We start from the raw sequence: 23,250 nt of genomic DNA on the forward strand, positions 1-23,250 counted from the left end.
GACCTGCGAGCATGATTGCCATCGTCGGGGGCGGCATCGCGGGACTGGCGGCCGCGCGCCGACTCCAGGGCCACGGCCACGACGTGCGCGTCTTCGAGGCGTCCGGACAGGTCGTGTTTGTTTCGGCGACCACCGAGACGGCCGGCGACCCCATCGAGACGTTCTACCACCACCTCTCCGCCAGCGAGGAAACCATCGTCGACCTGCTGGACGACCTCGGCCTCGGCGACGACCTCCAGTGGCCCATCGGGAAGAACGCCTACTACGTCGACGGCACCATCCACCCGATGGACAAGCCCTGGGAGATTCTCGCGTTCCCGCACTGGAGTCTCTACGACAAATTCCGCCTCGGGATGCTCACGCTCGACGTCGACGTGCGCGGCGGCATCCCCTCCTTCGACACGTACGACGACCTCGAGGACTTCGAGGATATTCCGGTCAAGGAGTTCTGCATCGAGCACACCACCCGCAACGTCTACGAGACGTTCTTCGAACCCCTCCTTGAGGCGAAGTTCGGCGAGCGCATGGAGGACGTCTCCGCGGCGTGGCTGCTCGGTCGCATCAAATTCCGCGGCGAACGCGACCTCCTCCGGGGCGAGCCGCTGGGCTACCTCGACGGCGGCTTCGGCCGGCTGAACGACGCACTTGTGGAGGATGTCGGCCGCGAGCACATCGACACGAACACGCGCGTCACGAACGTCGGCACCGCCGACGGCCAACTCCAGACGGTGACTGTCGAGCACAGCGACCCCGCCGAGGACGGTTTCACGAACGTCGAAACGGTCGATTCGGACGCCGTCGTGGTCGCCGCGATGCCGAACGTCCTCGAAGCGCTCACTGGCCATGAGTGCGACATCACGTTCCAGGGGACGGTCTGCTCCATCGTCAGCATGGACCGCCAGCTCACGGACACATACTGGCTGAACATCGCTGACGACGCGCCGTTCGGCGCGCTCATCGAGCACACGAACTTCGTCCCGCCGGAGCGCTACGGCGGCGAACACCTGCTGTACGTCCCGAAGTACATCCAGAGTCCCGACGACCCCGTCTGGCAGATGAGCGACGACGAGGTCGCCGACCACTGGCTCGACGGCATCGAATCACTGTTCCCCGAATTCGACCGCTCGCACGTCAACTGGATTTCCACCGCGCGCAACCCCCGGACGGCGCCCGTCTACGAGCGCGGCTACCTCGACATGGTGATTCCCTACCACCTCGACACCGAGGTCGCCGACGGCGTCTACTACGCTGGAATGGCCTCACGCGCCCAGTACCCGGAGCGCTCGCTCAACGGCGGCATCGTCGCCGGGTACGAGTGCGCCGACCGCATCGCCGGCGAGAAGGAGGCGTAGTTACGTCCCGGGGCTCTTCGACGGGTCGACATCGTCGGGTTCCTCGACGTCGCCGCGCTGCACCTCGCCGTCCTCGGTCTCGACGTAGACGTCGTCGGCGTAGCCGCCCTCGGTGTGGTCGAAGTCGGCCTCGTCGAGACGGTCGGGTGTTGCGGGGGCGTCCGCGACGCCGTCGGCGGGCCGGAACTCGCCGAGCGGGTCGTCGACGCTGACGCCGTGGGCGTCGAAGAACTGCTCGTAGCGCTCGTAGTGGTCGGTCAGTTCGCTCGGCGGGAACTCCATCATCTCCGCCCAGCCGTGGTTGTAGAAGTCGAAGTTCGCGACGATGTGCGTCGTCTCGCGAGCCTCGGCCTCCGAGTAGCCTTCCTGGAGGGCAGCGAGGTACATGTCCATCGTCGCGTCGAAGAAGTCCTCGAGGTGGTCGCGGCGCTCCTCGCGGCGGGCCTCGTCGGCCTTCCCCGAGAAGATGCGGACGTGGAGGTCGACCAGCCCCTTCTTGGCGACCGAGCGCACGCCGGGCAGTTCCAGCGCCTTCCGGGACGCGAAGTGCTTGGCGTTCTGGTGGAGTTTCACGTCCACGGCTACGGACGCGGGCCTAAAGAACGTCCCGACGCGGCACCGTTCGCGCTCGCTGCCGACGCGGGAAATCACGTGCGTACGCCGCGTTCGCGCAATATTCTCGTCCCGCCGGAGAGATAGCAATCCACTTTAACCCGGAATGCCACAGTCCGAACATGAGCGAGTCCTACGTGATAATCGGCGACGGCATCGCGGGCAGCTCCGCCGCCGAAGCTATCCGCGAGGAGGCTCCCGACGCCGACGTCACCGTCGTCACAGACGAGGGCGAGGCCCTCTACAACCGGATTCTCATCAAGGAATTCGCGAAGGGGAAGCTCCCGGAAGCCCCCATCAGCATCCACGAACCGGACTGGTACGACGAGCGCGACATCGACCTCCAGTTGAACACGCTCGTCACGGGCGTCGACCCGGACGCCCACACCGTCGAAACCCACGAAGGCGACGAAATTAGCTACGACAAGCTGCTGGTCGCGGCGGGCGGCACGCCCAACCAGCTCCCCGTCGAGAACTCCGACGCCGACGGCGTCCACCACTTCTGGACGTTCCAGGACGCACGGAAGATTCGAGAGCACGCCGAAGACGCCGACACGGGCGTCGTCGTCGGTGCGGGCCTACTCGGCATCGACCTCGCGGCCATCTGCGGCGGCCAGGATGTCGACGCGAAGTACCTGATGCGCGGCGACCGCTGGTGGCGGTACGCGCTCAGCGCGGAAGGCGCCGAAATCATCCACGAGGGGCTCCGCGAGAAGGGCGTCGAGCCCGTCTTCGAGTCCGGCGCGGACCACTTCGAGACGAACGACGACGGTGAGGTCGTCGCGACCATCGACGGGAACGGCGACCGCCACGACTCGGACTTCGTCGGCGTCGCCATCGGCCTCGACTTCAACGTCGAAATCCTCCAGGACACCGAAGCCACCATCGACAACGGCGTCCACGTCGACGAGTACATGCGCACCGACGTCGAGGACGTCTACGCGGCAGGCGACATCACCCAGTACTGGGACACCATCATGGACGAGCGCGCGCAGAACGGCTCGTGGGGCTCCGCGAAACAGCAGGGCGCCCTCGCCGGGAAGACGATGCTCGCGGACGAAGGCTACGACGTCGACATCGAGCCGTTCCGCTGGGTGTCCTCGTACTCGATTACGCACTTCGACTTCCCGTTCCTCTCCTTTGGCTTCCCGACGATGGGCGACGAGTCCTGCGAGCGCAAGTACAGCGACACGGAGTGGCGCCGCCTGACGTTCAAGGACGGCAAACTCATCGGCGGCGTGCTTATCGGGAACCTCGCGCCGCAGTCGAAGTACAAGAAGCTCATCAAGGACGAGGCCGTCGTCGCCGACCAGCAGGACGTCCTCCTCCAGGAGAACTTCGAAATCGACGAACTCGCGATTCCGCAGGAACAGTAGGACTCGCCTCGCGCTCGGTCGTTCGTCGCCCGTTTTCTGTATCTCCGTCGACTGTCGTGAGCCCCGACCTGCCGGTATCCTTATGTTCTTTCGTGGCATACGTTGGCACGGCACACAATACTGCCGGTGAGCACATGAACCCGATTCTGGAAGCAACCGAGACCGCGCCGACGACCGTCGAGGAGACCGTCCGCGACTACGACGAACTCCACGACCGAGCACAGGCCGCCCTCCCGGACGCCGTCGCCGGCGACGGCGTGGCAATCCCCGAGGAGGTCGCCGACGACCTCGCCGACGGCGAAGTCGTCCGGTTCACCGGCTACTATCGCCTCGACATCGCTCAGTAGCGCGACCCGCGACCGAAGCCGTTTTTCCCGTTCGCGCCCGACGTTCCGCCATGAGCCAATCCGGCGGGAGCACGGACATGACCCTCGCGTTCGAGCTGTCCGCGCTCCAGGAACTCGCGAAACCCGGGACCGCGTTCGCGGGCGCGCGCCAGTGGACCGAGTACGTCGGCGTCGTCTCCGACGAACCCACGTACGTCGTCACCAACTTCACGCGCAAACGCCGCATCCGTCAGGACTTCTTCTCCGGCCCCAAAGGCCGCAAAGAGAGCCTCGAATCCGTCAAACGCCAGTTCGACACCGAACGCCACGTCTTCGTCGGCATCGACGACGACGACCGCGCACTCGCCGAGGAAGTCGGCTGGGAGTACCTCCCGCTGGAGGACGCCGCCGCGAAAGCCGACTGGGACCTCGCTAGCGAAACCGACGACGAACCCGAAGACGAAGCCGAAGTCCGCGACGACTGGCCCTGAAAGGCACTTTTTGCTGCGCTCGGCGCGCTTTGCGCGCCGTCACTTGCAAAAACTTGCGGAAAAGCACTCCTCCTTCGGTCCGCTTCGCGTCCCTCAGTCGTCGGCCCGCGCTCCCCTCGGTCGCGCGGTGAACCGCTTCGTTCGGGTTCTTCGAACCGCTCACTCGCGGATGCTCGTCGGCGGTTGGTCGGTCTGCTGTCGTTAGTTCACGTCCTTCTGCCGGAAGTACAGTTGACTACCGGCGACCAGCAGCAGCGTCGCGGCCACGAGGATGACGGCGCCGGCGACGTCGTAGGTGCCGTCGACGAGAATCGCAGTCGGGTCGAAGTAGCGCATCGGCGCGACTGAGCCGGCCCACGCGTAGTCCGTGCTCATCACTATCGACTCCAGCAGGAACAGCCCGAACACCGTCGCCATCGCCGCGCGCTGGACGATGCTCTCGCGGTCCGCGAGGACGCTGAACGCCAGCCCGATTGCCGCGCACGCGAACAGGTACGGCAGCGAGAGGAGGTGGACGGCGACGAGGTCCCCGTGCGCTTGGTGAGGTTGCGGAGTTCGATGGCGGCCATAGCGGACAAACGCACACCCGCCAAGAAGATTCGGCCCGAGAACAGCCAACAGCGGACCGACCAACCGATAACGGGTGAACGGAAAGGGGCGGCTGGCTACGCTCCCGCGCCTCGCTGCGCGCTTCCCTCACTCGCTACGCTCGTTCGGTTCAGTGCTTGCGTCGTCGGGGTTCGCGTAGCCAGCCGGGGCTTTCTAGACGTGCACGCCTCTCGTCGCTCAGAGAACGTCCCAATTTCCAGACGGCGTTCGCGGGGCTTAACCGCTCGGCGGGCCAACCGCGTGGTAATGACCGAGCCGCGCGTACCGGGGGCCGAGGACGACGACGCGTGGGTGGACCTCCCGTGCGGGGAGCAGGCTCACGTGAAGGACTTCGACTTGGGGATGCGGGAGTACGACTGTTCCTGCGGGGAGACGCACGCAGTCGTGATGGACATGCATCCGCCGTCGCGGTTCGTGCCGGAGGACATCGTCGCGGTGTTGAAGGAGGCGGTGACGCCCGCGCCCGAAGACGAGTTCGAGGAGTTCGGGACGCCGCACTTGATGGGCGCGGTGATGGAGCAGCTCCCCGAGGACATCGTCGCCGTGGATGAGAGCGAGAACGGGAGCGTCGGCTACGCGCTGCTGTGGGTGACGGACCTCGAAGCGCGTGAACTCCACGAGGTCGTCGTCGAACTGGTCGTGGAACTGATGGACCACGCGGTGAGCCACGCCGACGACAGCGGCACCGAGAGCGAGTTCGAACAACAGATGCAGGAGTTCGACGTCAGCGAGTTCGTGGACTCCTACCGCGCGCAGCGGGACTTCGACGACGAATACGATACTCCGGCATAGTACTCCAGTCATGGATCAGGGGCTTAAGCGTCTGAAGCCCCCATTTTCCCCGAGTGGTTGTTCCACTGTCAGGAAATCGCGACTGAAGTATACTGTGCCGTGTCGTATTTCGTCAGGTGCCTCATCCAATATTACATCATCCACGACTGTAAAAGTGCCGATATCTTGATTAAGAAGGGCTAATGTGGCATAATTGTATTTTGGGATCTCCCTCTCGGTTTTATTTTACAGTCGTTTTCCTTATGTATATATAGGGTGTACACGGGGTGCGCAATTATCGCTCACGCTGCAACCCAATTTGGTCCCGAGTATTCCCCTACGATTCCCCATTTAAGTAGGGTGCGAACATTACGAAGTTAAATGTAGACGGGTGGCTGTGATGCCGGTCGTCTCATGATCGTTGAAGAACTGTTCAGATTGGTGTCTGTTATATGGCCGGCGAGGTGTGAGAGCACCGGGTAGTCGGCTTCTGTCGCAGAATTATGTCAACTAAAACGAAATCAGATGAAACGAACGTACACGTATGGCGGTCGGACCTCGATGACCTCGATCAAGTGGCCATCGAACTATTCGGTACCAAAAACGTCCCGTACCGAGCAACCATCCAGCGATTAATTGCAGAGTATGAGGGAGAAAACCATGAGTGAGAAAATCGTGCTGGAAGTGAGTGACGAGTTAGCCGATGCAGTTGAGCGAGAATACGCGGAACGACAGGCGCATGCCATCGAATCGATGGAGGCACACGGTTGGGACATGCAGGCTGAAAAGGTCAAGAATACTGATTTGGCTGAAAACACTGCTGAAAAGGCCTTATTCGTGCTTAAGCAGGAGGTGACTAACTGATGGGCCTGATTGGAGACTCAGACGCGAAGACTGCTGTGAACCTTTCTCTACCTCAGAGAGTGGTGGAACGACTGCACTACGAAGCCAAACACCACAAGCAAAAACGCGCGTTCATGAGCGGGGATGTACCGGTAGCGCCGTCCGTACAGTACGAAGGCGAAGAACTGACAGCCGACGAAGTCGATCTTGTGGAGCAGTTCATCGGCTGGAAGATGTACGACTCAGTACCCCGGAAATACTTCGACTGATTAGGCCGGGGGGTGATTCTGTCAGGTCGGATGGCTTCCCAAAAATCACCAGAAATCGCAGCCCAGCGAACAACCTCATGCAGCAAGGCGAACCGCTAATTAACCAGTAAATGAAGGGTAACGGACCTCTCTCGATGTTTGAGTTTAGTCTACCAGTTTTAGCCCGTTAGCCGGCTGAAGTCCGTTCTGTCTCTCTCGGTTTCGTCCGTGTTGGCCCCAATTGTCGCAATCGGTTACGAACAGATGTGTCTAATTAGATTCATTAACGAGCGGATTAGCCCGGTGTGTCGTCGCACACCGAACTACCCTGAAGAATCGACAGCAGGTGGTAACCATGTACACATACAGTATCCATACTGATAAGTTTTTTGGTCGACCTAAAACATGCCCTGTGTCTGGTGATTACAGATGAACGCCCGCGACATGGAGGCCGACGTCGTCGAAAGCAACCGGGGCAAAATGGGCGGGTTCGGACCGGACCGGTCACTGTCGGTAGCCGACACTGCCGACGTCCCACTTGCCCCGGCAACGAACTCTCTCCCTCAATTCGTATTAGGCCCCGACGGGTCTGTTCCGACGTGGTCACAGGCTTCTGAGAGGTTCGTGAAGCGTTTACAGGCAGATAGCCCACATAACCCTCGATTCGGCAGTGAATGGTCTGTGCGAACTCATGCGCGCCTCCTACGGGCCGATGAATGCATGAGAGAATGGTGCCAGACAACCGTACTCCTGACGTTTACTGGCACACCGTATCTGACCGACGACGTCGACCGACCGATGCCACCGACGTCCTTCATGATGGCACTGGCAAAATCCCAGTCGGCTCGGAGAAACGCGCTACGGGAAGTGCTCGACAACACCGGGGGTCGATGGGTGACCATGAAGGTAATCGGATCACATCAATCCGGATACCCACACGAGCACGTTCTGATTGGGATTGAGGCCCCCGTGTCGTCCGAAGATTTCGAGCCTGTTATTCGTGCACACAGATCCGAGAGTCCCATCGCCGGTGACGGAGCGCACGGTGTCGGGGCAATCAGAATCGAATCCAACCCCAATCAAGCCGAAATGACCGGCGGGGTTCGCTACGTGGCACCAGATGCGCCCGGAGTTCGAGACGTACTGGAGGCCGAAGAATCCGGTCGAACTCCACAAGGCATCGTGAACGAATCAACACACAGGCAACGAACGGCGTCAGTGCTGGAAGCAACCGGTACGCAAGCCGTGCGCATCGAGTCGTCAGACAACGTGCATGCCGACTGGCACTAACTTAAATGCCAGTTACAGAATAGGCGTACCAGTCCTTCTACACCCAATTCTTCGGTATCTCACTCAGGGCCTGAGACAAATCGAACAATAAGGCCAAGAGTACCAGTCTGTTCTACGATGGCCGAGGCCGAACCGACTTCGGTCTTTGGGGTGACTGCATTCTGATCCAAGTACGCAACTGACACAGAACCATGCCCGACATGTTTAAACAGTATCATGATATGTGTGACGTATGGTAGAGTGTAGCGCTTGCGGAGCAGAACTCCAATCAGAGGCAGAGTTCTGCCACAACTGTGGCAACAGTGTCGAACATTCCACAGATAGGGGAGCAGAAACGACTGGTCAAGAAGAACAGTCAAATTCCAAGGCATCCCTTTCCGAAGTTGAAAAGGAAGATGTGTCTGACGACAGTGCCTTTTTAGATCTACTGTCGAACCTATCAGTCAATCAGGTTTTTATCTATAGCGGGATTATCGTCGTTGGAGTCGGCTCCCTACTACCGTGGGTCGGGTTTAGTGCATTAGGATTCTCCACCACGTTTATCGGAGTTGATACAATTGATGGGATATCGACAGTTGGGATGGCTATCGCAGTTTTCATCATCTCAAAAACAGCGTGGAGGAAAGAATTCATCGCAGTATCATTACTCCTTTCAGCAGCCATAGTAGTAGTCGGGTTGGCATACATTAACGATCCACTCGTTGTGCTCGATAAGAGCAGGTTTACCACCGGACAATTGCGGACATTTAGAGCCTCAGCGAACCTAAAATCAGGAACCTATTTGACTATCTTTGGTGGCGTCTCGATGGTTGTTGGCACCTTTAGGGAACTTGCAAAGACTGTGGTGTAGTTCAAATCCCAGATGGATTCGTCAACTGTAGGGATGTTCCGATCATCATACCATCACACCGGGAACATATCCGAATTACGTGGCAATCCCGGCTAAAAGGGTGGTAGTTAAATAAAATTCAACCAGCGTATATCCGGTGATAGACCAAGAGGTTTGACCGCTACAGGTCGAGATTCTCTCGTCTGATTTGTGCCTTCGTTTCCTCGTCTTGGCGATCGTAATGGCGCGACATCACCTCCTCGGAGAGGTCACAGCGACCGCTGATTGTCTCCGTATGGATGTCATGGTCAAGGTGCCGGTGCGTGATAGAACCACGGCGTACCGGATGGCACGACACCGAATCCGGACATTCATTCGCATTCCGTTTTCCCCCCGTAGCAGGGCATTCCTCAGGATCACGGTCATCCGGGCATTCGTTTTCGTACACGCACGGTCGAGTCAGCCCCCGGAAATCACGTAGTATCGTATTGTAGGTGACTCGGCCAGCCCGCGTCGTAAGCAACGGTTTACGGCCATCCTCGACACTTTCCGGTTGGAGACGTCGACGATCGATGTAGTCTCGGATGACCGCAGCCACTTCACGGGAAATGTTCACTCGACGTTCACTCTCCTCCTGATTCTTCAACGGGGTATCCGTGTCCGGGCGATGCACCAATTCAATCTGGGGGGCATCGTCGTCAAGGTAACAGTCCGAGATGTCGATCGATCGCATCGCTCCCGCGCGCATGGCGGTTTCCCAGCAAATTGCGAACTCTACATGCTGGCGAGATGCGTACTGGAACTGCTCACAGTAGTCGAGGATTGCCTCCGCCGTGCCCGTGTCTATTTTCTCGTCGCGAGTTCCATCCGGGGCGGAGGCGTCCGGTGCTTTTTCCGCAAGGCCATCTCGGACATATTCAACTTGCTCGCAGTGCTGGATGAATGACCGCAGCACCGAGAGATACTGGCCCACGGTGGTTGTTGCGATGTCATCCGACATGAGCGAGCGTTTGAAGGCCATCAGATCTGCACCAGTCACTTCGGACATCACTTCGATGCCCTGCTCGTCACAGAAGTCCGTCCACAGATTCACGATCGTCCGGTATCCTCGGACCGTTTCGCTGGACTGCTCATTTGTAGCCGTGGCTATCCAATCATCGGTTGCTTCGTCGGGCGTTTGCTCAATCATGTTTGTACTGAGTGAGGCACCCGACGACCGGCCACTCGGATTTGAACCTGAGGTGACCGCGTTTGCGTGCCGAAACATCTTGTCGTGTTCTGTTTTGCTGGTCACACGAGACACAAGGGGCGAATACCCCATAAACTTTGTCAGAATTGGGACTAATAATGCGGACCGAAGGACCTAAACCCAGAGTATAGGGCCTTAATAGCGCTTTTACAACCTCTTTGTCGCCCGCCATTATCAGTCACTTTTCTGATATTGTGTCGTGTTCCGACGACGAATACGACACACCCGCGTAAGTGTCGTTGCCGGAGTGTCAGCAGTGCTCGCGTAGCGGATACCGTCGTCGGTTTTTGCTCTGTGTGTCCCGTAGCGACGTTCAGCCGGTCGTGTCCGATGTACCCGTAGCGCTTCGATTTTCGCAATTCGACTTCGAACTTCTGTCCATTCCGCGGGGCTTATTACGATGGGCGAACTCCGAACGAGTAGAAATGAGCGAGCACGACGACCGCACGGTACTGCTCATCGGGAGCGGCCCCATCCAGATCGGACAAGCGGCTGAGTTCGACTACTCCGGCGCGCAGGCATGCCGGGCACTGCAGGAGGAGGGCGTGCGAGTCGTGCTCGTCAACTCCAACCCTGCGACCATCATGACGGACCCCGAGATGGCCGACGCGGTGTACATCGAGCCCATCACGACCGACGCCATCGCGGAGGTCATCGCCCAGGAGAACCCCGACGGCGTCATCGCCGGGCTCGGCGGTCAGACCGGGCTGAACGTCACCGCGGAACTCGCCGAAGAGGGCGTCCTCGACGAGTACGACGTCGACATCATGGGAACGCCGCTGGACACCATCTACGCGACCGAGGACCGCGACCTGTTCCGTCAGCGTATGGAGAACCTCGGCGAGCCCGTCCCAGCGTCGACGACCATCACGCTCGACGAGGGCGAGTCCGTCGAGGACTTCGACGAGGACGCGCTGCGCGAGCGCGTCGAGGCCGCCGCCGACGAGGTCGGCGGGCTGCCGGTCATCGCGCGCACGACGTACACGCTCGGCGGGAGCGGCTCCGGCGTCGTCGACGACATGGACGAACTCGTCGCTCGCGTGCGGAAGGGCCTGCGCCTCTCGCGGAACGACGAGGTGCTCGTCACCGAGTCCATCGAGGGCTGGGTCGAACTGGAGTACGAAGTGATGCGGGACGCCGACGACTCCTGCATCATCGTCTGCAACATGGAGAACATCGACCCGATGGGCATCCACACGGGCGAGTCCACCGTCGTCACGCCCAGCCAGGTCATCCCCGACGACGGCCACCAGGCGATGCGCGACGTCGCGCTCGAAGTCATCCGCGACTTGGGTATTCAGGGCGGCTGTAACATCCAGTTCGCGTGGCGCGACGACGGCACGCCCGGCGGCGAGTACCGCGTCGTCGAAGTGAACCCCCGCGTCTCGCGCTCGTCGGCGCTGGCGTCGAAGGCGACCGGCTACCCCATCGCGCGGGTCACTGCGAAGGTCGCGCTCGGCAAGCGTCTCCACGAAATCGAGAACGAGATTACCGGCGAGACCACCGCCGCCTTCGAGCCCGCAATCGACTACATCGTCACGAAGGTGCCGCGGTGGCCCAAGGACAAATTCCCGGACGTGGACTTCGAACTCGGCACGGCGATGAAGTCCACGGGGGAGGCGATGGCCATCGGCCGGACGTTCGAGGAGAGCCTCCTGAAGGCGCTGCGCTCCTCGGAGTACGACCCCGACGTCGACTGGGGCGCAGTCAGCGACGAAGAACTCGAAGCCGACTACCTCGAGACGCCGACGCCCGACCGCCCGTACGCGGTGTTCGAGGCGTTCGACCGCGGCTACACCGTCGACGAGGTCAACGACTTCACGAATTTCCGCGAGTGGTACTTGGAGCGCTTCCAGAACGTCGCGGAGGCGGCGGAAGCCGCCAGCGAGGGCGACTTCACGGCCGCCGCCACCGCCGGCTTCACGAACCACGAAATCTCGGCGCTGGCGGGCGGGGAGTTCGACGACGCGAACGCGTCGTGGCTGCCCGGCGCGACCGACGACGCGGAGGACGAGCTCGCGCCCGACGGCGCCGGCGCGAGCGTCACCGACATCGAGGAGGCCGTCCCCGGCCGCTCGTACAAGCAGGTGGACACGTGCGCCGGCGAGTTCGCCGCGCAGACGCCGTACTACTACTCGTCGCGGCGCCCCGAGTGGTTCAACGGCCCGCTCAAGGGCGACGCGGCCGCGGGCGAACTCCGTGTGAACACGGACGTCGACTCCGTGGTCGTCGTCGGCGGCGGCCCCATCCGCATCGGGCAGGGCGTGGAGTTCGACTACTGTTCGGTGCACGCGGTGCGCGCGCTCCGCGAGGCTGGCATCGAGGCGCACGTCGTGAACAACAACCCCGAGACCGTCTCCACTGACTACGACACCAGCGACGGCCTGTTCTTCGAGCCGATTACGGCCGAGGAGGTCGCCGACGTGGTCGAGGCGACCGACGCGGACGGCGTGATGGTGCAGTTCGGCGGCCAGACCTCCGTGAACGTCGCGGACCCGCTGGAGGCCGAGTTGGAGCGCCGCGACGGCGTGGACGCCGAGATTCTCGGGACGAGCGTGGACGCGATGGACCTCGCGGAGGACCGCGACCGGTTCAACGTGCTGATGGACGAACTCGGCATCAGCCAGCCCGACGGCGGCTCCGCGACCAGCGAGGAGGAGGCGCTCGACCTCGCCCACGACATCGGCTACCCCGTGCTCGTCCGCCCGAGCTACGTGCTCGGCGGGCGTGCGATGGACGTCGTCCACAGCGACGAGGAACTCAAACACTACATGGAGGAGGCCGTCCGGGTCAGCCCGGACAAACCCATCCTCATCGACGAGTTCCTCGCGGACGCGGTCGAACTCGACGTCGACGCCGTCGCGGACGGCGAGGACGTCCTCATCGGCGGCGTGATGGAGCACGTCGAGACCGCGGGCGTCCACTCCGGCGACTCGGCGTGTACGATTCCGCCGCGCTCGCTCGACGAGGAGACGCTCGGTCGCGTGCGCGAGGTTACCGAGGATATCGCCACTGCGCTGGATACGGTCGGCCTGCTGAACGTCCAGCTCGCCGTGCAGGACGGCGAGGTGTACGTGCTCGAAGCGAACCCGCGCTCTTCGCGCACGGTCCCGTTCGTCTCGAAGGCGACCGGCGTCCCGATTGCGAAACTCGCGGCGAAGGTGATGGCCGACTTCTCGCTCTCGGACCTCGACGTCAGCGAGGGCGTCCCGGAGCAGTACAGCGTCAAAGAGGTCGTGTTGCCGTTCGACCGGCTGCCGGGTTCGGACCCGCGTCTCGGGCCGGAGATGAAGTCCACGGGCGAAGTGATGGGAACCGCCGCGAAGCCGGGGCTGGCGTACTGGAAGGCCCAGCGCGCCGCGGGCAACGACCCTGAAATCGGCGGCACTGCCGTCGTCGACCTCCCGGTCAGTGGCTTCGAGGAGTACTTCGACGTGCAGACGTTCGACGACCTCTCGGAGGCGATTCGCCGCGGCGACGTCGACTTCGTAATCTCCGACGAGCGCGACGCCCTCGAAACCGCCGTCGAGGAGGAAGTGCCGTACCTCTCGACGGTCGAGAGCGCGGAGGCGATGCTCGAAGGCGTCGCCCACCACGACGACGACCTCGACGTGCTGCCGGTCGGCGACCGCCCGATTCGCGACGAGCAGTGGGGCTGATTCAGGCGAGCGCGAACACGGCGGCACCCGCGAGGACGAAGGCGGCGAGCGCGTACCACGGCTCTCGGCGGACGGTGCGGCCGGCGACGCTGCCGTAGCGCCGGAGGCCGAGCGCCGCCGCGACGAACACGACCGCGAGCGCGACGCCGAGGTCCGTGTAGTCGATGGCGTGGAGGTAGCTGGCGAACGCGCCGACGGCGGCGCCGAGCACGCCGGCGTGCCACTCGCGGAACGTGAATTTGTTTCCGGAGAGGACCGAGTCCGACATTAGTTTCCGATTCTGTGCTCGTGGATTTATAGTTTCGGTGCGCGGCACGCGTTCGTGTCAGCCCCTCGCCCAAACTGCTTAGTGACCGCGTCGAAAAGCGACGGACCAGCATGGCGCTGCCGACGTGGGCGACGAACATCACCGTCGCGCTCAACATTCTGACGCTCGTCGCGACAACCGTGGCGTGCACGTTCGCGACCATCGCAGCGGCGGGCTTCCGGGAGACTGAGTGGGGGCGCGCGCTCGCCCCGCTGCCCGTCGTGTTCGCCGCGATGACAGTCTCGACGGGCGCGACGCTGCACCCCGCGACGCCCGCGGACGGCGGCGAACTCGCGCTGGCGATGTGGGCGATTGCCATCGTCGCCATCACCGTCTCGTGTTGGCGGTTCGTGACCCTGTTCACGGAACGGCGGGTGGTCGGCCGATGATGCCGCTGGCCGACGCGACCGAGTGGCTGGTCTGGTTCGTGGAGGTCGCGGTGCTCGTGGTGCTGTGCGCGGGCTTCGCGTACCCCGCCGTGGCGTACTCGCGGAACGTCCTCTACCGGGGCGGCGTCCTGTTGTTAGTGGGCGCGCTGGGCTGCCTGATGGTCGGGTCGGTGCTGGAACTCTTCGTGGACGTCACCAGCGCCGGCGCCCTCGTCGAGGTGGCAGCGTACGTCGCGTACGCGGCCAGCGGACTGGTGAGCGTCGCCGCGACGTGGCGGTTCGCCCGCGAATTCGTGCACCTCGGGCAGGAGGGCGTGGAAATCGACGCCGGCGAATTCAGTGGAGGGTTCGAGCGTGACTCCTGAGTTCGAGCGGCGGCTCGGCGACCTGGCGGCCGGCGAGGTCGCGCTCTGTGTGCAGCCCAGCGGCCAGCGCATCGTCGACGCGCTCCCCGACGCCGCGTTCCAGAATCTGCTCGTGGTGACCACCGACGGCCACCTGGGGCAACTCGAAACGCGCATCGAGGAACGCGGCGGCGACCCGCGCCGCGTCGGCGTCATTCCCGTCACGGGGACGGAGGTCAGCTACGACGGGCCGCTGTGGGTGACCGAGCGCGTCGCGCCGAGCGACCTGACGGGCGTGAGCATCCAGTTCTCGAAGGCGTTCGAGCACGTCGAGCCCGAGACCGGCTGGGTGGTCGTCGACGGCGTCGGCGTGCTCTCGATGTACGTCGCCCCCGAGCGGCTGTTCCGGCTGCTGGACACGCTCGTGAGCGCGATACGGGCGCGCAACGCCCACGGCGTCCTGACGACGGCGAGCGGCGTGCTCAGCGAACAGGCGTCGACGCAGCTCCGCGGCCTCGTCGACGAAGAAGTACGGTTAGATTAGTCGGCCGTGACCGTCGTGCGGCTTGAGGCCAACTCGAGCACGTCGTCGAAGAAGTCGAGACTGTCGTGGGGGCCGGGGTTGGCTTCGGGGTGGTACTGGCGCGTGATGACGTCCAGTTCGTCGGAGTCCAGGCCCTCGGGGGTGTCGTCGTTGACGTTGACCTGTGTGACGTCGAGGTCGCCGGGTTCGGCGACCGTGTAGCCGTGGTTCTGCGTGGTCATCACGACGCGGCCGGAGTCGTAGTCCAGGACCGGCTGGTTGACGCCACGGTGGCCGAAGTCCATCTTCTCGGTGGTGCCGCCGAGCGCGCGGGCGACGACCTGCTGGCCGAGGCAGATGCCCGCGACCGGGAGGTCGCCGACGAATTCGGAGACGAGCGTCTCGGCGGCCTCGAAATTCGCGGGGTCGCCGGGGCCGTTCGAGATGAACAGCACGTCCGGGTCGACGGCCGCGAGTTCCGCGGGCGTGGTGTCGTAGGGGAGGACGTGGACGGTCGCGTCGCGTTCGACGAGCTCGGAGACGATGGAGCCCTTGGCCCCGCAGTCGACGAGCGCGACGTCGGTGTCGCCGTCGCCGTGGACCTCGGGCTCGTCGACGCTGACGCGGCTGCCGATGTCCGTGAGGTCGCTCATGTGCGGGCAGTCCGCCAGTTGCGCGCGGGCGTCCTCGGGGGTGGCGTCGGGGCCGGCGGCGATGCCGACCTTCATCGCGCCGCCCTCGCGGATGTCGAGGACGAGGTCGCGGGTGTCGAGGCCGTCGACGGCGGGGACGCCCTCCTCGGTGAGCCACTCGGCGACGTCGTCGGTGAGTTCGCGGGCGACGACGGCGCTGGGGTGGACGCGGTCCGACTCGAAGCGTTCCTCACGGACGCCGTAGTTCCCGATGAGGGGGTACGCGAAGGTGAGTACTTGGGCCTCGTAGGACGGGTCTGTGAGGCTCTCCTCGTATCCAGTGTAGGCGGTCGTGAACACGAGTTCGCCTCGCGCCTGGCCCGGGGAGCGGGCGTTGGCTTCGACCACGTCGCCGGTCTCTAACGCGAGGTAGGCGTCCGACATTACGAGATTCAAACGCATCCCCGGAGTATAAATCTTGCTTTCGTAGCGAAGTTGCGAAATTCGAAATTCTTTTTGTCCGGGGGACCAACGCTTGGACATGGACGACATCGACCGGCGCATCCTCGACGCGCTGCGACGGGACGCCCGCACCCCGTACACGGAAATCGCCGACGACATCGGCGTCAGCGAGGGCACCGTCCGCAACCGCGTCGACAGCCTCCTGGAGGAGGGCGTCATCGAGCGGTTCACCGTCGCCACCTCCACGGGCAACGTGAAGGCGATGATAGAAATCGGGGTGGCGATGGACGTCGACACCCACGAGGTCGGCGACCGCATGGTCGACTGGGAGCCCGTCGACTTCGTCTGGCAAGTATCGGGCGAGGACGACATCGTGCTCGTCGTCGACGCCACGGACACCGGCGGCGTCAACGAACTCGTCTCGAAGGCCCGCGAACAGGAGGAGGTCGTCTCCACGAAGACGCGACTCATCCTCGACGAGAAACTCGGCTGACCGTAGCGAGTCGAAGCGCTATTTACCCACGTGCCCGTCGGTGACGCCATGAGCGATTCAGGGCCCGACGTGCCCGTCCAGTCCGCGCGCACCGACGAGACCGCGGAGAACGCCGAACAGGACGTCGTCGCCGTCGACGCCTATGACGAGAAGGAAGGCCTCGCGAACCGCCTCGACGCCCACACCGGCGACGGCATCCGCCACCGGGCATTCACGTGCCTGCTGTTCGACGAGGACGGCCGCGTGCTGCTCGCCCAGCGCGCCGCCCGCAAGCGCCTCTGGGACACCCACTGGGACGGCACCGTCGCCAGCCACCCCGTCGAGGGACAGACCCAGAAGGAAGCCACCCGCGAGCGCCTCGAAGAGGAACTGGGCATCACGCCCGACCAGTACGACGACCTCGAAGTCACCGACCGCTTCGAGTACAAGCGCCACTACCTCGACGAGGGCCTCGAGTGGGAGGTCTGCGCAGTACTCGTCGCGACGCTGTCGGACACGAGCGTCGACCCCGACCCCGACGAAGTCGGCGGCATCCTCTGGGTGGACTACGAGGACCTCTACGAGAACCCGCGCTACTACCGCCAACTCCGCCTCTGCCCGTGGTTCGAAATCGCGATGCGCCGCGACTTCGAGGGCGACGCCGACCCCGTGCCGGACGGCACCCGCGAGTAGCGCCAGCGGGCGGATTTTTCCGGCCAGGTCACGAAGTGCAGTTGTGTTCGAACTCGGCCGCGCGGCCTACGACGCGGTGCTCGACCACGCACGAGCGGACGCACCGCGCGAGGCCTGCGGCGCGCTGCTCGGCCGCCACGAGGACGACCGCGTCATCGCGGAGGCCGTCCGGCGCGTCCCGAACGTCGCGGATGCGCCCCGCGTCACCTACGAACTCGACCCGGAGGCGACGCTTTCGGTCTTCGACGAGGCGGAAGCGACGGGCCGGGAGGTCGTCGGCTTCTACCACTCCCACCCCGCGGGTCCCGCGCACATGAGCGACACCGACCGCGAGCAGGCGTCGTGGCCGGGCTACGTCTACGTGCTCGCGTCGCTGGCCGCGCGTCCGCCGATTCTGGACGCGTGGACGTGGACCGGCGAGCGCTTCGAGCGCGAGGACGTCGCGCTGAGCGACTAGAACAGCAGCCGAGAAGCGTTACCGCCCGCGGACGGCGGTCCAGACGCCAATTGCGCCGAGCAGTATCGCGGGCACCATCGGCACCGCGAGGTACGTGTCCCGGAAGCCGAGCCAGAAACTCCCGGGCCCGACGACGTAGAGGTACAGCGGCGCGAGAATCCCACAGACGACCAGCGCCGCGACGACTAGCCACTGCGCTCGCTCGCTCATGCCGCCGGCGTCGTCGTGGTCCTCGCGGGGATCGTGGGTCACCATTAGCGTTCGCTGTCGGGGATTACCACTACCTTCCCAAAGCCCTCCCGGTTCTCCAGCAGCTCGTGGGCGCGCGCCGTCTCGCTCATCGGGAGCACGTCCCGAATCCGCACGTCGAAGGTGCCGTCCCAGACCAGCGAGAGCGCGTCGTCGGCCTCCCCGGGCGTCGCCATCGTCGACCCGAGCACGGACAACTGGTTCCAGAACAGCCGCTGGACGTGCGTCTCGGGCCGGCCGCCCGTCGTCGCGCCGCACGTCACGAGCCGGCCGCCCTTCGCCAGCGAGCGCAGCGAATTGCTCCACGTCGCCTCCCCCACGTGGTCGACGACCACGTCCACACCGCGCTTGCCAGTCCGCGCGCGAATCTCGTCCGCGAAGTTCTCCGCCTCGTAGTTTATCGCGTGGTCGGCACCAATCTCTTCGGCGTACCGGAGTTTCGCATCGCTGCTCGCGGTCGCGTACACCTCCGCGCCCGCATGCGAAGCAATCTGGACGGCCGCGTGCCCGACGCCGCCGCTCGCGCCGAGCACGAGCACGGACTCGCCGGCTTCGACGTCAGCGCGCGTGTGGAGCATCCGCCACGCCGTCTGGAACACGAGGGGCGCAGCCGCCGCCGTCTCCCAGTCAACGTGCTCGGGTACGGGGACGAGGTTGTCCGCGGGGACCGCAGCGTACTCGCTATGGACGCCCGTGACGTGCTCGCCGAGGACGTGGAACGACGTGCACAGCGGGTAGTCGCCGTCCCGGCAGAACTCGCAGTCCCCGCAGAAGACGCCCGCCGAGACCGCTACACGGTCGCCGGACTCGAAGCGCGTGACGTCGGAGCCAGTCTCCGTGACGACGCCCGCGGCGTCGCTGCCCGGGACGTGGGGCATCTCGAGGTCGAGTTGCGGCATCCCGCGGCGCGTCCACACGTCGAGGTGGTTGAGCGCGCCCGCCTTCACGTCGACGAGCACCTCGTCGCGGCCGACCTCCGGGTCCGGGACTTCGCCGTACTCGACGACCTCGGTACCGCCGTGGCCCGCGAAGTGGACTGCCTGCATGCGCGAGGCGTCGCGGCCCCCGACCAAAACTGTGGGGTCCACGCTTTTCCCGCCGGCGCGCGAACCCGCGCCCATGGTCGATTTCCAATCCCGCGAGACGCGACGGGACGACGAGGAGGAAGCGCCAGCCGACGACTCGGCCGACGAACCGGCCGACGACCCGCTGACCGAGGAGAGCGAGCCCCACGAGCACGACGACGAGGCGGAGCACGACCACCACCACCACGACGTCGAGCACGTCGGCGTCGCGATTCTCACGGTGTCCTCGTCGCGCTCGCTGGACGACGACCCCGCGGGCGACGCCATCGCGGCGGCGTTCGAGGCCGACGGCCACGAGGTCGTCACGCGCGAACTCGTCCGTGACAGTTACGACCGCGTGCAGGGCGGCATCGACAATCTCGCGGGCCGCGGCGACGTCGACGTCGTCGTCACGACCGGCGGCACGGGCGTCACGCCCGACGACGTCACCGTCGAGGCCGCCGAGCCGCTGTTCGAGAAGACGCTGCCGGGATTCGGCGAACTGTTCCGGCGGCTCTCCTACGAGGAAATCGGCGAGAAGGTCGTCGCCACGCGCGCCACCGCGGGCGTCGCCGACGGCGTCCCCGTGTTCTGCCTCCCTGGCAGCGAGCACGCCGCCGAGCTCGGCAGCGAGGAGGTCGTCGTCCCCGAAATCGGGCACCTCGTCGGGCTCGCGAGCCGCGAGGACGCGTAGCCGGCGGCTACGCGGCGAACCACTCGAAAAAGAACGGCACGACGACGTCAGGAAACGTTACTCGAGGGGCGCGACGTTCGCGGCGGTGGTCGTCTCGTTGTCGACCGTTTCGTTGTCGGCGGTCTCGTTCTCGGTCGTCTCAGTGTCGGCCGTCTCGTCGTCAGCGGTCTCGTTCTCGGCCGTCTCATCCTCGCTCGCGTCGCCCTCGTCACCGAGGAGGTCGCTCAGCGCGTTCCCGAGGTGGTCGACGTCACCGCCGAGGAACGACTGAATCTGCTCGTGGATGGCGGAGACGTGGTCCGGGACCTGCTCGGGGAGGACCGTCGGCGGGCCACGTTCGCCGGCCGCGTCGGACGCGTTCTCGTCAGCGTGCTCGGAGGCGTTCGCGGCGTGCTCCGAAGCGTTCGCCGCAGGGCCGACGTCGCTAGGCGGGCCGGCGGACTCGTTGTCGTCCGCGTCCGTCTCGTTCTCGTCGGCCTCGTCCGCGTCGTCGCTGTCGGACTCAGCGTCCGCCTCGCTGTCGTCGCCGGCGTCGTCCGGCGCGTTCCCGTGCGCTTCGTCGGGTGCTTCGTCTGTCGGTGCGTTGCCGGGGGTCGCAGCGCCAGCCGCTGCGGCGCCGCCGACGAGGACGGTCGCCGCGACGACCAGCGTGAGCAGTTTGCGTGCGTTCATCGCAGTCGTCTCTCGGAGCCCATCCCACTTGAACCGGGGTAGCCGTGAAGCCGGATTTCCGGTTCAGTAGCCCGTCTCAACCCCGATTAAGCCGAATTCAACTGCGATTAACGGTGGTCGTGCGGCGGAACCAGGCCGGCTCCGTCACGGCGCGCCCCCTCGTCGCTGGCGCGCGCCGAACTACTCGCGAGTGAGCACGAGCTTGCCGTGGAAGTCGCCGGCTTCGCCGCGGCGGTGGGCGTCGGCGACCTCGGCGAACGTGAAGTACTCCGAGACAACGGGCTCGACTGCGCCGTCGTCGACGAGCGCGGCGACCTCCCGGAGTTCCTCGCCGATGCGCTCCTGTCGGTCGCCGAGCAGTACGGGGAGGATGACCAACACGACGCCGAGTTCGAGGGAGTTGGCGTGCATCGCCGAGAGGTCCTGCGTGGAACTAGACTCCGTGGTGACGACCGTCCCGAACGGCCGCACCGCGTCGAACGACGTCTGGATGTGGTCGTCGCCGACGGGGTCGAACACCACGTCGAAGCCGTCGCCGGTGGCGTACTCGGCCGTGTAGTCGGCGACGTCAGTGGTCGTGTAGTCCACGGTCGCGTCCGCGCCGAGGTCGCTAGCGAGGTCGCGCTTCTCGGCGGTCGAACCGGTCGCGGTGACCGTCGCACCGAGGTTCGCGGCGAGCTGGACGCCAATGTGGCCGACGCCGCCGCTGGCGCCGTAGACGAGCACTTCGTCGTCCTCGCCGACGTCGGCCTTGTCGGTGAGCATCTCCAAGGCAGTCGTGGAGACGACGGGGAGCGCAGCGGCGTCCTCCAGCGGGATGGCGTCGGGTGCGGGCGCGAACGTCCCGGCGTGTCCGACGACGTAGTCCGCGAGCGCGCCCTGTCGGCCCGCGCCGCCCGGCATCCCGTACACTTCGTCGCCGACTTCGAAGGCGTCGACGTCGTCGCCGACAGCGTCCACGACGCCCGCGACGTCGCAGTGCAGAATCGCGGGGAACGGCGGCGCGAAGTCGGGGATGTCGCCGCGCCGGATCTTGTAGTCGACGGGGTTGAGGCTGGTCGCGGCGACCTCGACGCGGACCTCCTCCGGACTGGGCTCGGGGGTCTCCACGGTCGTCTCGGTGAAGACGTCCGGGTCACCGTACTCCTCGACGACGTACGCCGTCATCTGCGAATCAGTCACGTGCGAACCGACGGGCGGCGCGTGGAAAGAGACACCGGCGTCGGCGCACAGTTCCGGCTCGTCAACCGCCTCGGGGTCAAGCCCCGTGGCATCCGCCTCGTGCCGCCTGTGAAGCCGTGGGTTCACGTCGTGCCGGCACGCAGACACCCACATGGACAAGCAGGACCTCCGCGAGCGCGTCTGGGACGACCTGGAGGCCAGCGGCGAAGCCCGCTTCCCGTTCCCGCCCCACGGCCGCATCCCGAACTTCGCGGGCGCCAGCGACGCCGCCGAGCGGCTCGCCGACACCGACGTGTGGACGAGCGCGGACGTGGTGAAGGCGAATCCGGATGCCCCACAGTTGCCGGTGCGACGCGCGGCACTGCGCGCGGGGAAGACGGTGTACGTCGCCGTGCCCCGCTTGCGCGACGAGGAGTGCTTCCTCCGTTTGGACCCCACGGAGGTCGCGGACGTCGACGACGCCACGACGGTCAGCGGCATCAGCGAGCACGGCACACCAGTCGGCCCGGAGGACGTCGAGCCCGTCGATCTCATCGTCTCCGGGAGCGTCGCGGTCACGAAGCGCGGCGAGCGCGTCGGGAAGGGCGAGGGGTACAGCGACCTCGAATTCGCGCTGTTGCGGGAGTTCGACCGCGTCGACGACGACACGGCGACGGTGACGACGGTCCACGAGCGACAGGTCGTCGACGAGGCGATTCCGACCGGCGACCACGACGTGCCGATGGACTACATCGTCACGCCCGAGCGCGTTATCGACACCGACGCGCCCGCGACGAAACCCGAGGGTATCCAGTGGGATGCGCTGAGCGAGGAGCGCCGCGAGGAGATTCCCGTCCTGGAGCGTCTCGCGCCCTGAATCGGCCCACAGTTTAAACGGGAGAGCGCCGTACTCGACGCGTATGCCGGCTTCGAGCGGCGACGACCCGGACGCGAGCGCGGAGGCGGCGCTGTCGGCAGCCATCGACGCGGCCGACGGCGACCCCGACTGCGCGCTCTGCTCGAAGCCCGCGGACTACTTCCTCTACGAACCCGGGACCGTCGAGAAGTTCGTCTGCTGGGAGCACGTCAGCCCGCACTCCGCGGCCGTCGACGGCGAAGGTGAGCGGCCCGGTCGCCCGGTCGCGCTCTCGCTATGACTCCATCGGCGCCATCGTCGCCGTGAACACCGCCACGTCGTCGCTCTCGTTGCGCGCGCCGTGGGCGACGCCGCGCTCGTGGACGACCACGCCCGGCGCTGACACGGTCTCCTCGCTGTCGCCCTGCACGACGACGACTTCGCCCTCCAGGACGTGGAAGGTGTTCGTCTGGTCGCCGTGCTCGTGCGGTTCGACCTCCGCACCCGGGCCGAGCGCGAACGCCTTCACGAGTTCGTCCGGCGAGTAGTACAGCTCCTCCGTGACGACCTCGCCAGTCTCGGGCGCGAGGTCGGGATAGCGGTCGAGTGACACGCGAGAA

29 protein-coding genes are annotated in these 23,250 nt (G+C 64.9%); 19 read left to right on the top strand and 10 right to left on the bottom strand.

The genetic code is table 11. The features are described 5' to 3' along the window. Window positions 1–11 precede the first annotated feature (11 nt). Complete coding sequence (locus LPA44_RS08975; RefSeq protein WP_230889245.1) at window positions 12–1,352, top strand: NAD(P)/FAD-dependent oxidoreductase; 1,341 nt, start codon at window positions 12–14, stop codon at window positions 1,350–1,352. On the opposite strand, the gene LPA44_RS08980 is transcribed toward LPA44_RS08975, so the two are convergent. Beyond that, window positions 1,353–1,925, bottom strand: a complete 573-nt coding sequence (locus LPA44_RS08980; RefSeq protein ID WP_230889342.1) for a DUF6149 family protein — start codon at window positions 1,923–1,925, stop codon at window positions 1,353–1,355. It abuts the gene before it with no gap. 161 nt (window positions 1,926–2,086) lie between these two features. Between LPA44_RS08980 and LPA44_RS08985 the strand changes: the two genes are divergently transcribed. From LPA44_RS08985 to LPA44_RS08995, 3 genes are all read left to right on the top strand, one after another. Continuing rightward, a complete protein-coding gene (locus LPA44_RS08985; protein WP_230889246.1) occupies window positions 2,087–3,340 on the top strand; it encodes an NAD(P)/FAD-dependent oxidoreductase in 1,254 nt (417 codons plus the stop codon). 92 nt (window positions 3,341–3,432) lie between these two features. Next, window positions 3,433–3,687, top strand: coding sequence for a hypothetical protein (locus tag LPA44_RS08990; protein WP_230889247.1), 255 nt, complete (start codon window positions 3,433–3,435; stop codon window positions 3,685–3,687). A gap of 50 nt (window positions 3,688–3,737) precedes the next feature. Then, window positions 3,738–4,157, top strand: coding sequence for a DUF7124 domain-containing protein (locus tag LPA44_RS08995; protein WP_230889248.1), 420 nt, complete (start codon window positions 3,738–3,740; stop codon window positions 4,155–4,157). Window positions 4,158–4,358: 201 nt separating this feature from the next. Here LPA44_RS08995 and LPA44_RS09000 read toward each other — a convergent pair whose 3' ends face one another. Next, window positions 4,359–4,775, bottom strand: coding sequence for a hypothetical protein (locus LPA44_RS09000; protein WP_230889249.1), 417 nt, complete (start codon window positions 4,773–4,775; stop codon window positions 4,359–4,361). Between the two features lie 237 nt (window positions 4,776–5,012). Between LPA44_RS09000 and LPA44_RS09005 the strand changes: the two genes are divergently transcribed. From LPA44_RS09005 to LPA44_RS09020, 5 genes are all read left to right on the top strand, one after another. After that, on the top strand, window positions 5,013–5,558 hold the full coding sequence (locus tag LPA44_RS09005) for a DUF5815 family protein (protein WP_230889250.1): 546 nt from the start codon (window positions 5,013–5,015) through the stop codon (window positions 5,556–5,558). A 639-nt stretch (window positions 5,559–6,197) separates the two neighbouring features. After that, window positions 6,198–6,401 (top strand): hypothetical protein, encoded by a 204-nt coding sequence (locus LPA44_RS09010; RefSeq protein ID WP_230889251.1) that lies wholly within the window; start codon window positions 6,198–6,200, stop codon window positions 6,399–6,401. Next, complete coding sequence (locus tag LPA44_RS09015; protein WP_230889252.1) at window positions 6,401–6,649, top strand: hypothetical protein; 249 nt, start codon at window positions 6,401–6,403, stop codon at window positions 6,647–6,649. The genes LPA44_RS09010 and LPA44_RS09015 overlap by 1 nt, the downstream gene beginning before the upstream one ends. A 459-nt stretch (window positions 6,650–7,108) precedes the next feature. After that, window positions 7,109–7,918 carry a hypothetical protein gene (locus tag LPA44_RS18365; protein WP_442903376.1) on the top strand — a complete coding sequence of 270 codons (810 nt, stop codon included), beginning with the start codon at window positions 7,109–7,111 and terminating at the stop codon, window positions 7,916–7,918. A 232-nt stretch (window positions 7,919–8,150) separates the two neighbouring features. After that, entirely contained in the window at window positions 8,151–8,768 is a 618-nt protein-coding gene (locus LPA44_RS09020; protein WP_230889253.1) for a zinc ribbon domain-containing protein, read from the top strand. A 160-nt stretch (window positions 8,769–8,928) separates the two neighbouring features. On the opposite strand, the gene LPA44_RS09025 is transcribed toward LPA44_RS09020, so the two are convergent. Next, window positions 8,929–10,041: a tyrosine-type recombinase/integrase gene (locus LPA44_RS09025; RefSeq protein WP_230889254.1), complete on the bottom strand. Its 1,113-nt coding sequence runs from the start codon at window positions 10,039–10,041 to the stop codon at window positions 8,929–8,931. 380 nt (window positions 10,042–10,421) lie between these two features. On the opposite strand from LPA44_RS09025, the gene carB reads away from it, so the two are divergent. Next, window positions 10,422–13,655, top strand: coding sequence for a carbamoyl-phosphate synthase large subunit (gene carB / locus LPA44_RS09030; protein ID WP_230889255.1), 3,234 nt, complete (start codon window positions 10,422–10,424; stop codon window positions 13,653–13,655). A gap of 1 nt (window position 13,656) precedes the next feature. Here carB and LPA44_RS09035 read toward each other — a convergent pair whose 3' ends face one another. Further along, window positions 13,657–13,923 (bottom strand): hypothetical protein, encoded by a 267-nt coding sequence (locus tag LPA44_RS09035; protein ID WP_230889256.1) that lies wholly within the window; start codon window positions 13,921–13,923, stop codon window positions 13,657–13,659. A gap of 110 nt (window positions 13,924–14,033) precedes the next feature. Between LPA44_RS09035 and LPA44_RS09040 the strand changes: the two genes are divergently transcribed. The 3 genes from LPA44_RS09040 to LPA44_RS09050 are packed head-to-tail and all read left to right on the top strand — an operon-like array spanning window position 14,034 to window position 15,239. Then, window positions 14,034–14,351 carry a hypothetical protein gene (locus tag LPA44_RS09040; protein WP_230889257.1) on the top strand — a complete coding sequence of 106 codons (318 nt, stop codon included), beginning with the start codon at window positions 14,034–14,036 and terminating at the stop codon, window positions 14,349–14,351. Continuing rightward, window positions 14,348–14,716: a hypothetical protein gene (locus tag LPA44_RS09045; protein ID WP_230889258.1), complete on the top strand. Its 369-nt coding sequence runs from the start codon at window positions 14,348–14,350 to the stop codon at window positions 14,714–14,716. Before LPA44_RS09040 ends, LPA44_RS09045 begins: the two co-directional genes overlap by 4 nt. Beyond that, window positions 14,706–15,239, top strand: coding sequence for a DUF7504 family protein (locus tag LPA44_RS09050; RefSeq protein ID WP_230889259.1), 534 nt, complete (start codon window positions 14,706–14,708; stop codon window positions 15,237–15,239). Before LPA44_RS09045 ends, LPA44_RS09050 begins: the two co-directional genes overlap by 11 nt. On the opposite strand, the gene carA is transcribed toward LPA44_RS09050, so the two are convergent. Further along, a complete protein-coding gene (gene carA, locus LPA44_RS09055) occupies window positions 15,236–16,294 on the bottom strand; it encodes a glutamine-hydrolyzing carbamoyl-phosphate synthase small subunit (RefSeq protein ID WP_230889260.1) in 1,059 nt (352 codons plus the stop codon). The two genes, LPA44_RS09050 and carA, sit on opposite strands and share 4 nt — an antisense overlap. Before the next feature lie 97 nt (window positions 16,295–16,391). Between carA and LPA44_RS09060 the strand changes: the two genes are divergently transcribed. From LPA44_RS09060 to LPA44_RS09070, 3 genes are read left to right on the top strand one after another with little or no spacing between them, the layout of a single operon-like run. Continuing rightward, window positions 16,392–16,805, top strand: coding sequence for an Lrp/AsnC family transcriptional regulator (locus LPA44_RS09060; protein WP_157502984.1), 414 nt, complete (start codon window positions 16,392–16,394; stop codon window positions 16,803–16,805). A gap of 48 nt (window positions 16,806–16,853) precedes the next feature. Further along, window positions 16,854–17,477 (top strand): isopentenyl-diphosphate Delta-isomerase, encoded by a 624-nt coding sequence (gene idi / locus LPA44_RS09065; protein ID WP_230889261.1) that lies wholly within the window; start codon window positions 16,854–16,856, stop codon window positions 17,475–17,477. Between the two features lie 43 nt (window positions 17,478–17,520). Beyond that, a complete protein-coding gene (locus tag LPA44_RS09070; protein WP_230889262.1) occupies window positions 17,521–17,934 on the top strand; it encodes a desampylase in 414 nt (137 codons plus the stop codon). Between the two features lie 18 nt (window positions 17,935–17,952). On the opposite strand, the gene LPA44_RS09075 is transcribed toward LPA44_RS09070, so the two are convergent. Continuing rightward, window positions 17,953–18,189, bottom strand: coding sequence for a hypothetical protein (locus LPA44_RS09075; RefSeq protein WP_230889263.1), 237 nt, complete (start codon window positions 18,187–18,189; stop codon window positions 17,953–17,955). Further along, on the bottom strand, window positions 18,189–19,229 hold the full coding sequence (locus LPA44_RS09080) for a zinc-binding dehydrogenase (protein WP_230889264.1): 1,041 nt from the start codon (window positions 19,227–19,229) through the stop codon (window positions 18,189–18,191). The genes LPA44_RS09075 and LPA44_RS09080 overlap by 1 nt, the downstream gene beginning before the upstream one ends. A 73-nt stretch (window positions 19,230–19,302) precedes the next feature. Between LPA44_RS09080 and LPA44_RS09085 the strand changes: the two genes are divergently transcribed. Continuing rightward, window positions 19,303–19,941 (top strand): MogA/MoaB family molybdenum cofactor biosynthesis protein, encoded by a 639-nt coding sequence (locus LPA44_RS09085; protein WP_230889265.1) that lies wholly within the window; start codon window positions 19,303–19,305, stop codon window positions 19,939–19,941. Between the two features lie 57 nt (window positions 19,942–19,998). Here the strand turns inward: LPA44_RS09085 and LPA44_RS09090 are convergent, their stop codons facing one another. Beyond that, entirely contained in the window at window positions 19,999–20,613 is a 615-nt protein-coding gene (locus LPA44_RS09090; protein ID WP_230889266.1) for a hypothetical protein, read from the bottom strand. Window positions 20,614–20,793: 180 nt separating this feature from the next. Further along, window positions 20,794–21,780 (bottom strand): zinc-binding dehydrogenase, encoded by a 987-nt coding sequence (locus tag LPA44_RS09095; protein WP_269069906.1) that lies wholly within the window; start codon window positions 21,778–21,780, stop codon window positions 20,794–20,796. 166 nt (window positions 21,781–21,946) lie between these two features. Between LPA44_RS09095 and LPA44_RS09100 the strand changes: the two genes are divergently transcribed. Beyond that, window positions 21,947–22,651, top strand: a complete 705-nt coding sequence (locus LPA44_RS09100; RefSeq protein WP_230889268.1) for a 5-formyltetrahydrofolate cyclo-ligase — start codon at window positions 21,947–21,949, stop codon at window positions 22,649–22,651. Window positions 22,652–22,694: 43 nt separating this feature from the next. Then, on the top strand, window positions 22,695–22,931 hold the full coding sequence (locus LPA44_RS09105; RefSeq protein ID WP_230889269.1) for a hypothetical protein: 237 nt from the start codon (window positions 22,695–22,697) through the stop codon (window positions 22,929–22,931). On the opposite strand, the gene LPA44_RS09110 is transcribed toward LPA44_RS09105, so the two are convergent. Then, entirely contained in the window at window positions 22,926–23,243 is a 318-nt protein-coding gene (locus LPA44_RS09110) for a cupin domain-containing protein (protein ID WP_230889270.1), read from the bottom strand. The genes LPA44_RS09105 and LPA44_RS09110 overlap by 6 nt on opposite strands. Window positions 23,244–23,250: the final 7 nt, after the last annotated feature.

It is taken from the genome of Halobacterium sp. KA-4 (assembly GCF_021028995.1).
Classification (GTDB): domain Archaea; phylum Halobacteriota; class Halobacteria; order Halobacteriales; family Halobacteriaceae; genus Halobacterium.

What these genes read in the sequence shown, in the direction of transcription:
- LPA44_RS08975 (WP_230889245.1), top strand. Translation starts at nt 12, where the DNA reads ATGATTGCCATCGTCGGGGGCGGCATCGCGGGACTGGCGGCCGCGCGC.
- LPA44_RS08985 (WP_230889246.1), top strand. Translation starts at nt 2,087, where the DNA reads ATGAGCGAGTCCTACGTGATAATCGGCGACGGCATCGCGGGCAGCTCC.
- LPA44_RS08995 (WP_230889248.1), top strand. Translation starts at nt 3,738, where the DNA reads ATGAGCCAATCCGGCGGGAGCACGGACATGACCCTCGCGTTCGAGCTG.
- LPA44_RS09005 (WP_230889250.1), top strand. Translation starts at nt 5,013, where the DNA reads ATGACCGAGCCGCGCGTACCGGGGGCCGAGGACGACGACGCGTGGGTG.
- LPA44_RS09010 (WP_230889251.1), top strand. Translation starts at nt 6,198, where the DNA reads ATGAGTGAGAAAATCGTGCTGGAAGTGAGTGACGAGTTAGCCGATGCA.
- LPA44_RS09015 (WP_230889252.1), top strand. Translation starts at nt 6,401, where the DNA reads ATGGGCCTGATTGGAGACTCAGACGCGAAGACTGCTGTGAACCTTTCT.
- LPA44_RS18365 (WP_442903376.1), top strand. Translation starts at nt 7,109, where the DNA reads ATGGGCGGGTTCGGACCGGACCGGTCACTGTCGGTAGCCGACACTGCC.
- LPA44_RS09020 (WP_230889253.1), top strand. Translation starts at nt 8,151, where the DNA reads ATGGTAGAGTGTAGCGCTTGCGGAGCAGAACTCCAATCAGAGGCAGAG.
- carB (WP_230889255.1), top strand. Translation starts at nt 10,422, where the DNA reads ATGAGCGAGCACGACGACCGCACGGTACTGCTCATCGGGAGCGGCCCC.
- LPA44_RS09035 (WP_230889256.1), bottom strand. Translation starts at nt 13,923, where the DNA reads ATGTCGGACTCGGTCCTCTCCGGAAACAAATTCACGTTCCGCGAGTGG.
- LPA44_RS09040 (WP_230889257.1), top strand. Translation starts at nt 14,034, where the DNA reads ATGGCGCTGCCGACGTGGGCGACGAACATCACCGTCGCGCTCAACATT.
- LPA44_RS09045 (WP_230889258.1), top strand. Translation starts at nt 14,348, where the DNA reads ATGATGCCGCTGGCCGACGCGACCGAGTGGCTGGTCTGGTTCGTGGAG.
- carA (WP_230889260.1), bottom strand. Translation starts at nt 16,294, where the DNA reads ATGTCGGACGCCTACCTCGCGTTAGAGACCGGCGACGTGGTCGAAGCC.
- LPA44_RS09060 (WP_157502984.1), top strand. Translation starts at nt 16,392, where the DNA reads ATGGACGACATCGACCGGCGCATCCTCGACGCGCTGCGACGGGACGCC.
- idi (WP_230889261.1), top strand. Translation starts at nt 16,854, where the DNA reads ATGAGCGATTCAGGGCCCGACGTGCCCGTCCAGTCCGCGCGCACCGAC.
- LPA44_RS09075 (WP_230889263.1), bottom strand. Translation starts at nt 18,189, where the DNA reads ATGGTGACCCACGATCCCCGCGAGGACCACGACGACGCCGGCGGCATG.
- LPA44_RS09080 (WP_230889264.1), bottom strand. Translation starts at nt 19,229, where the DNA reads ATGCAGGCAGTCCACTTCGCGGGCCACGGCGGTACCGAGGTCGTCGAG.
- LPA44_RS09085 (WP_230889265.1), top strand. Translation starts at nt 19,303, where the DNA reads ATGGTCGATTTCCAATCCCGCGAGACGCGACGGGACGACGAGGAGGAA.
- LPA44_RS09090 (WP_230889266.1), bottom strand. Translation starts at nt 20,613, where the DNA reads ATGAACGCACGCAAACTGCTCACGCTGGTCGTCGCGGCGACCGTCCTC.
- LPA44_RS09095 (WP_269069906.1), bottom strand. Translation starts at nt 21,780, where the DNA reads ATGACGGCGTACGTCGTCGAGGAGTACGGTGACCCGGACGTCTTCACC.
- LPA44_RS09100 (WP_230889268.1), top strand. Translation starts at nt 21,947, where the DNA reads ATGGACAAGCAGGACCTCCGCGAGCGCGTCTGGGACGACCTGGAGGCC.
- LPA44_RS09105 (WP_230889269.1), top strand. Translation starts at nt 22,695, where the DNA reads ATGCCGGCTTCGAGCGGCGACGACCCGGACGCGAGCGCGGAGGCGGCG.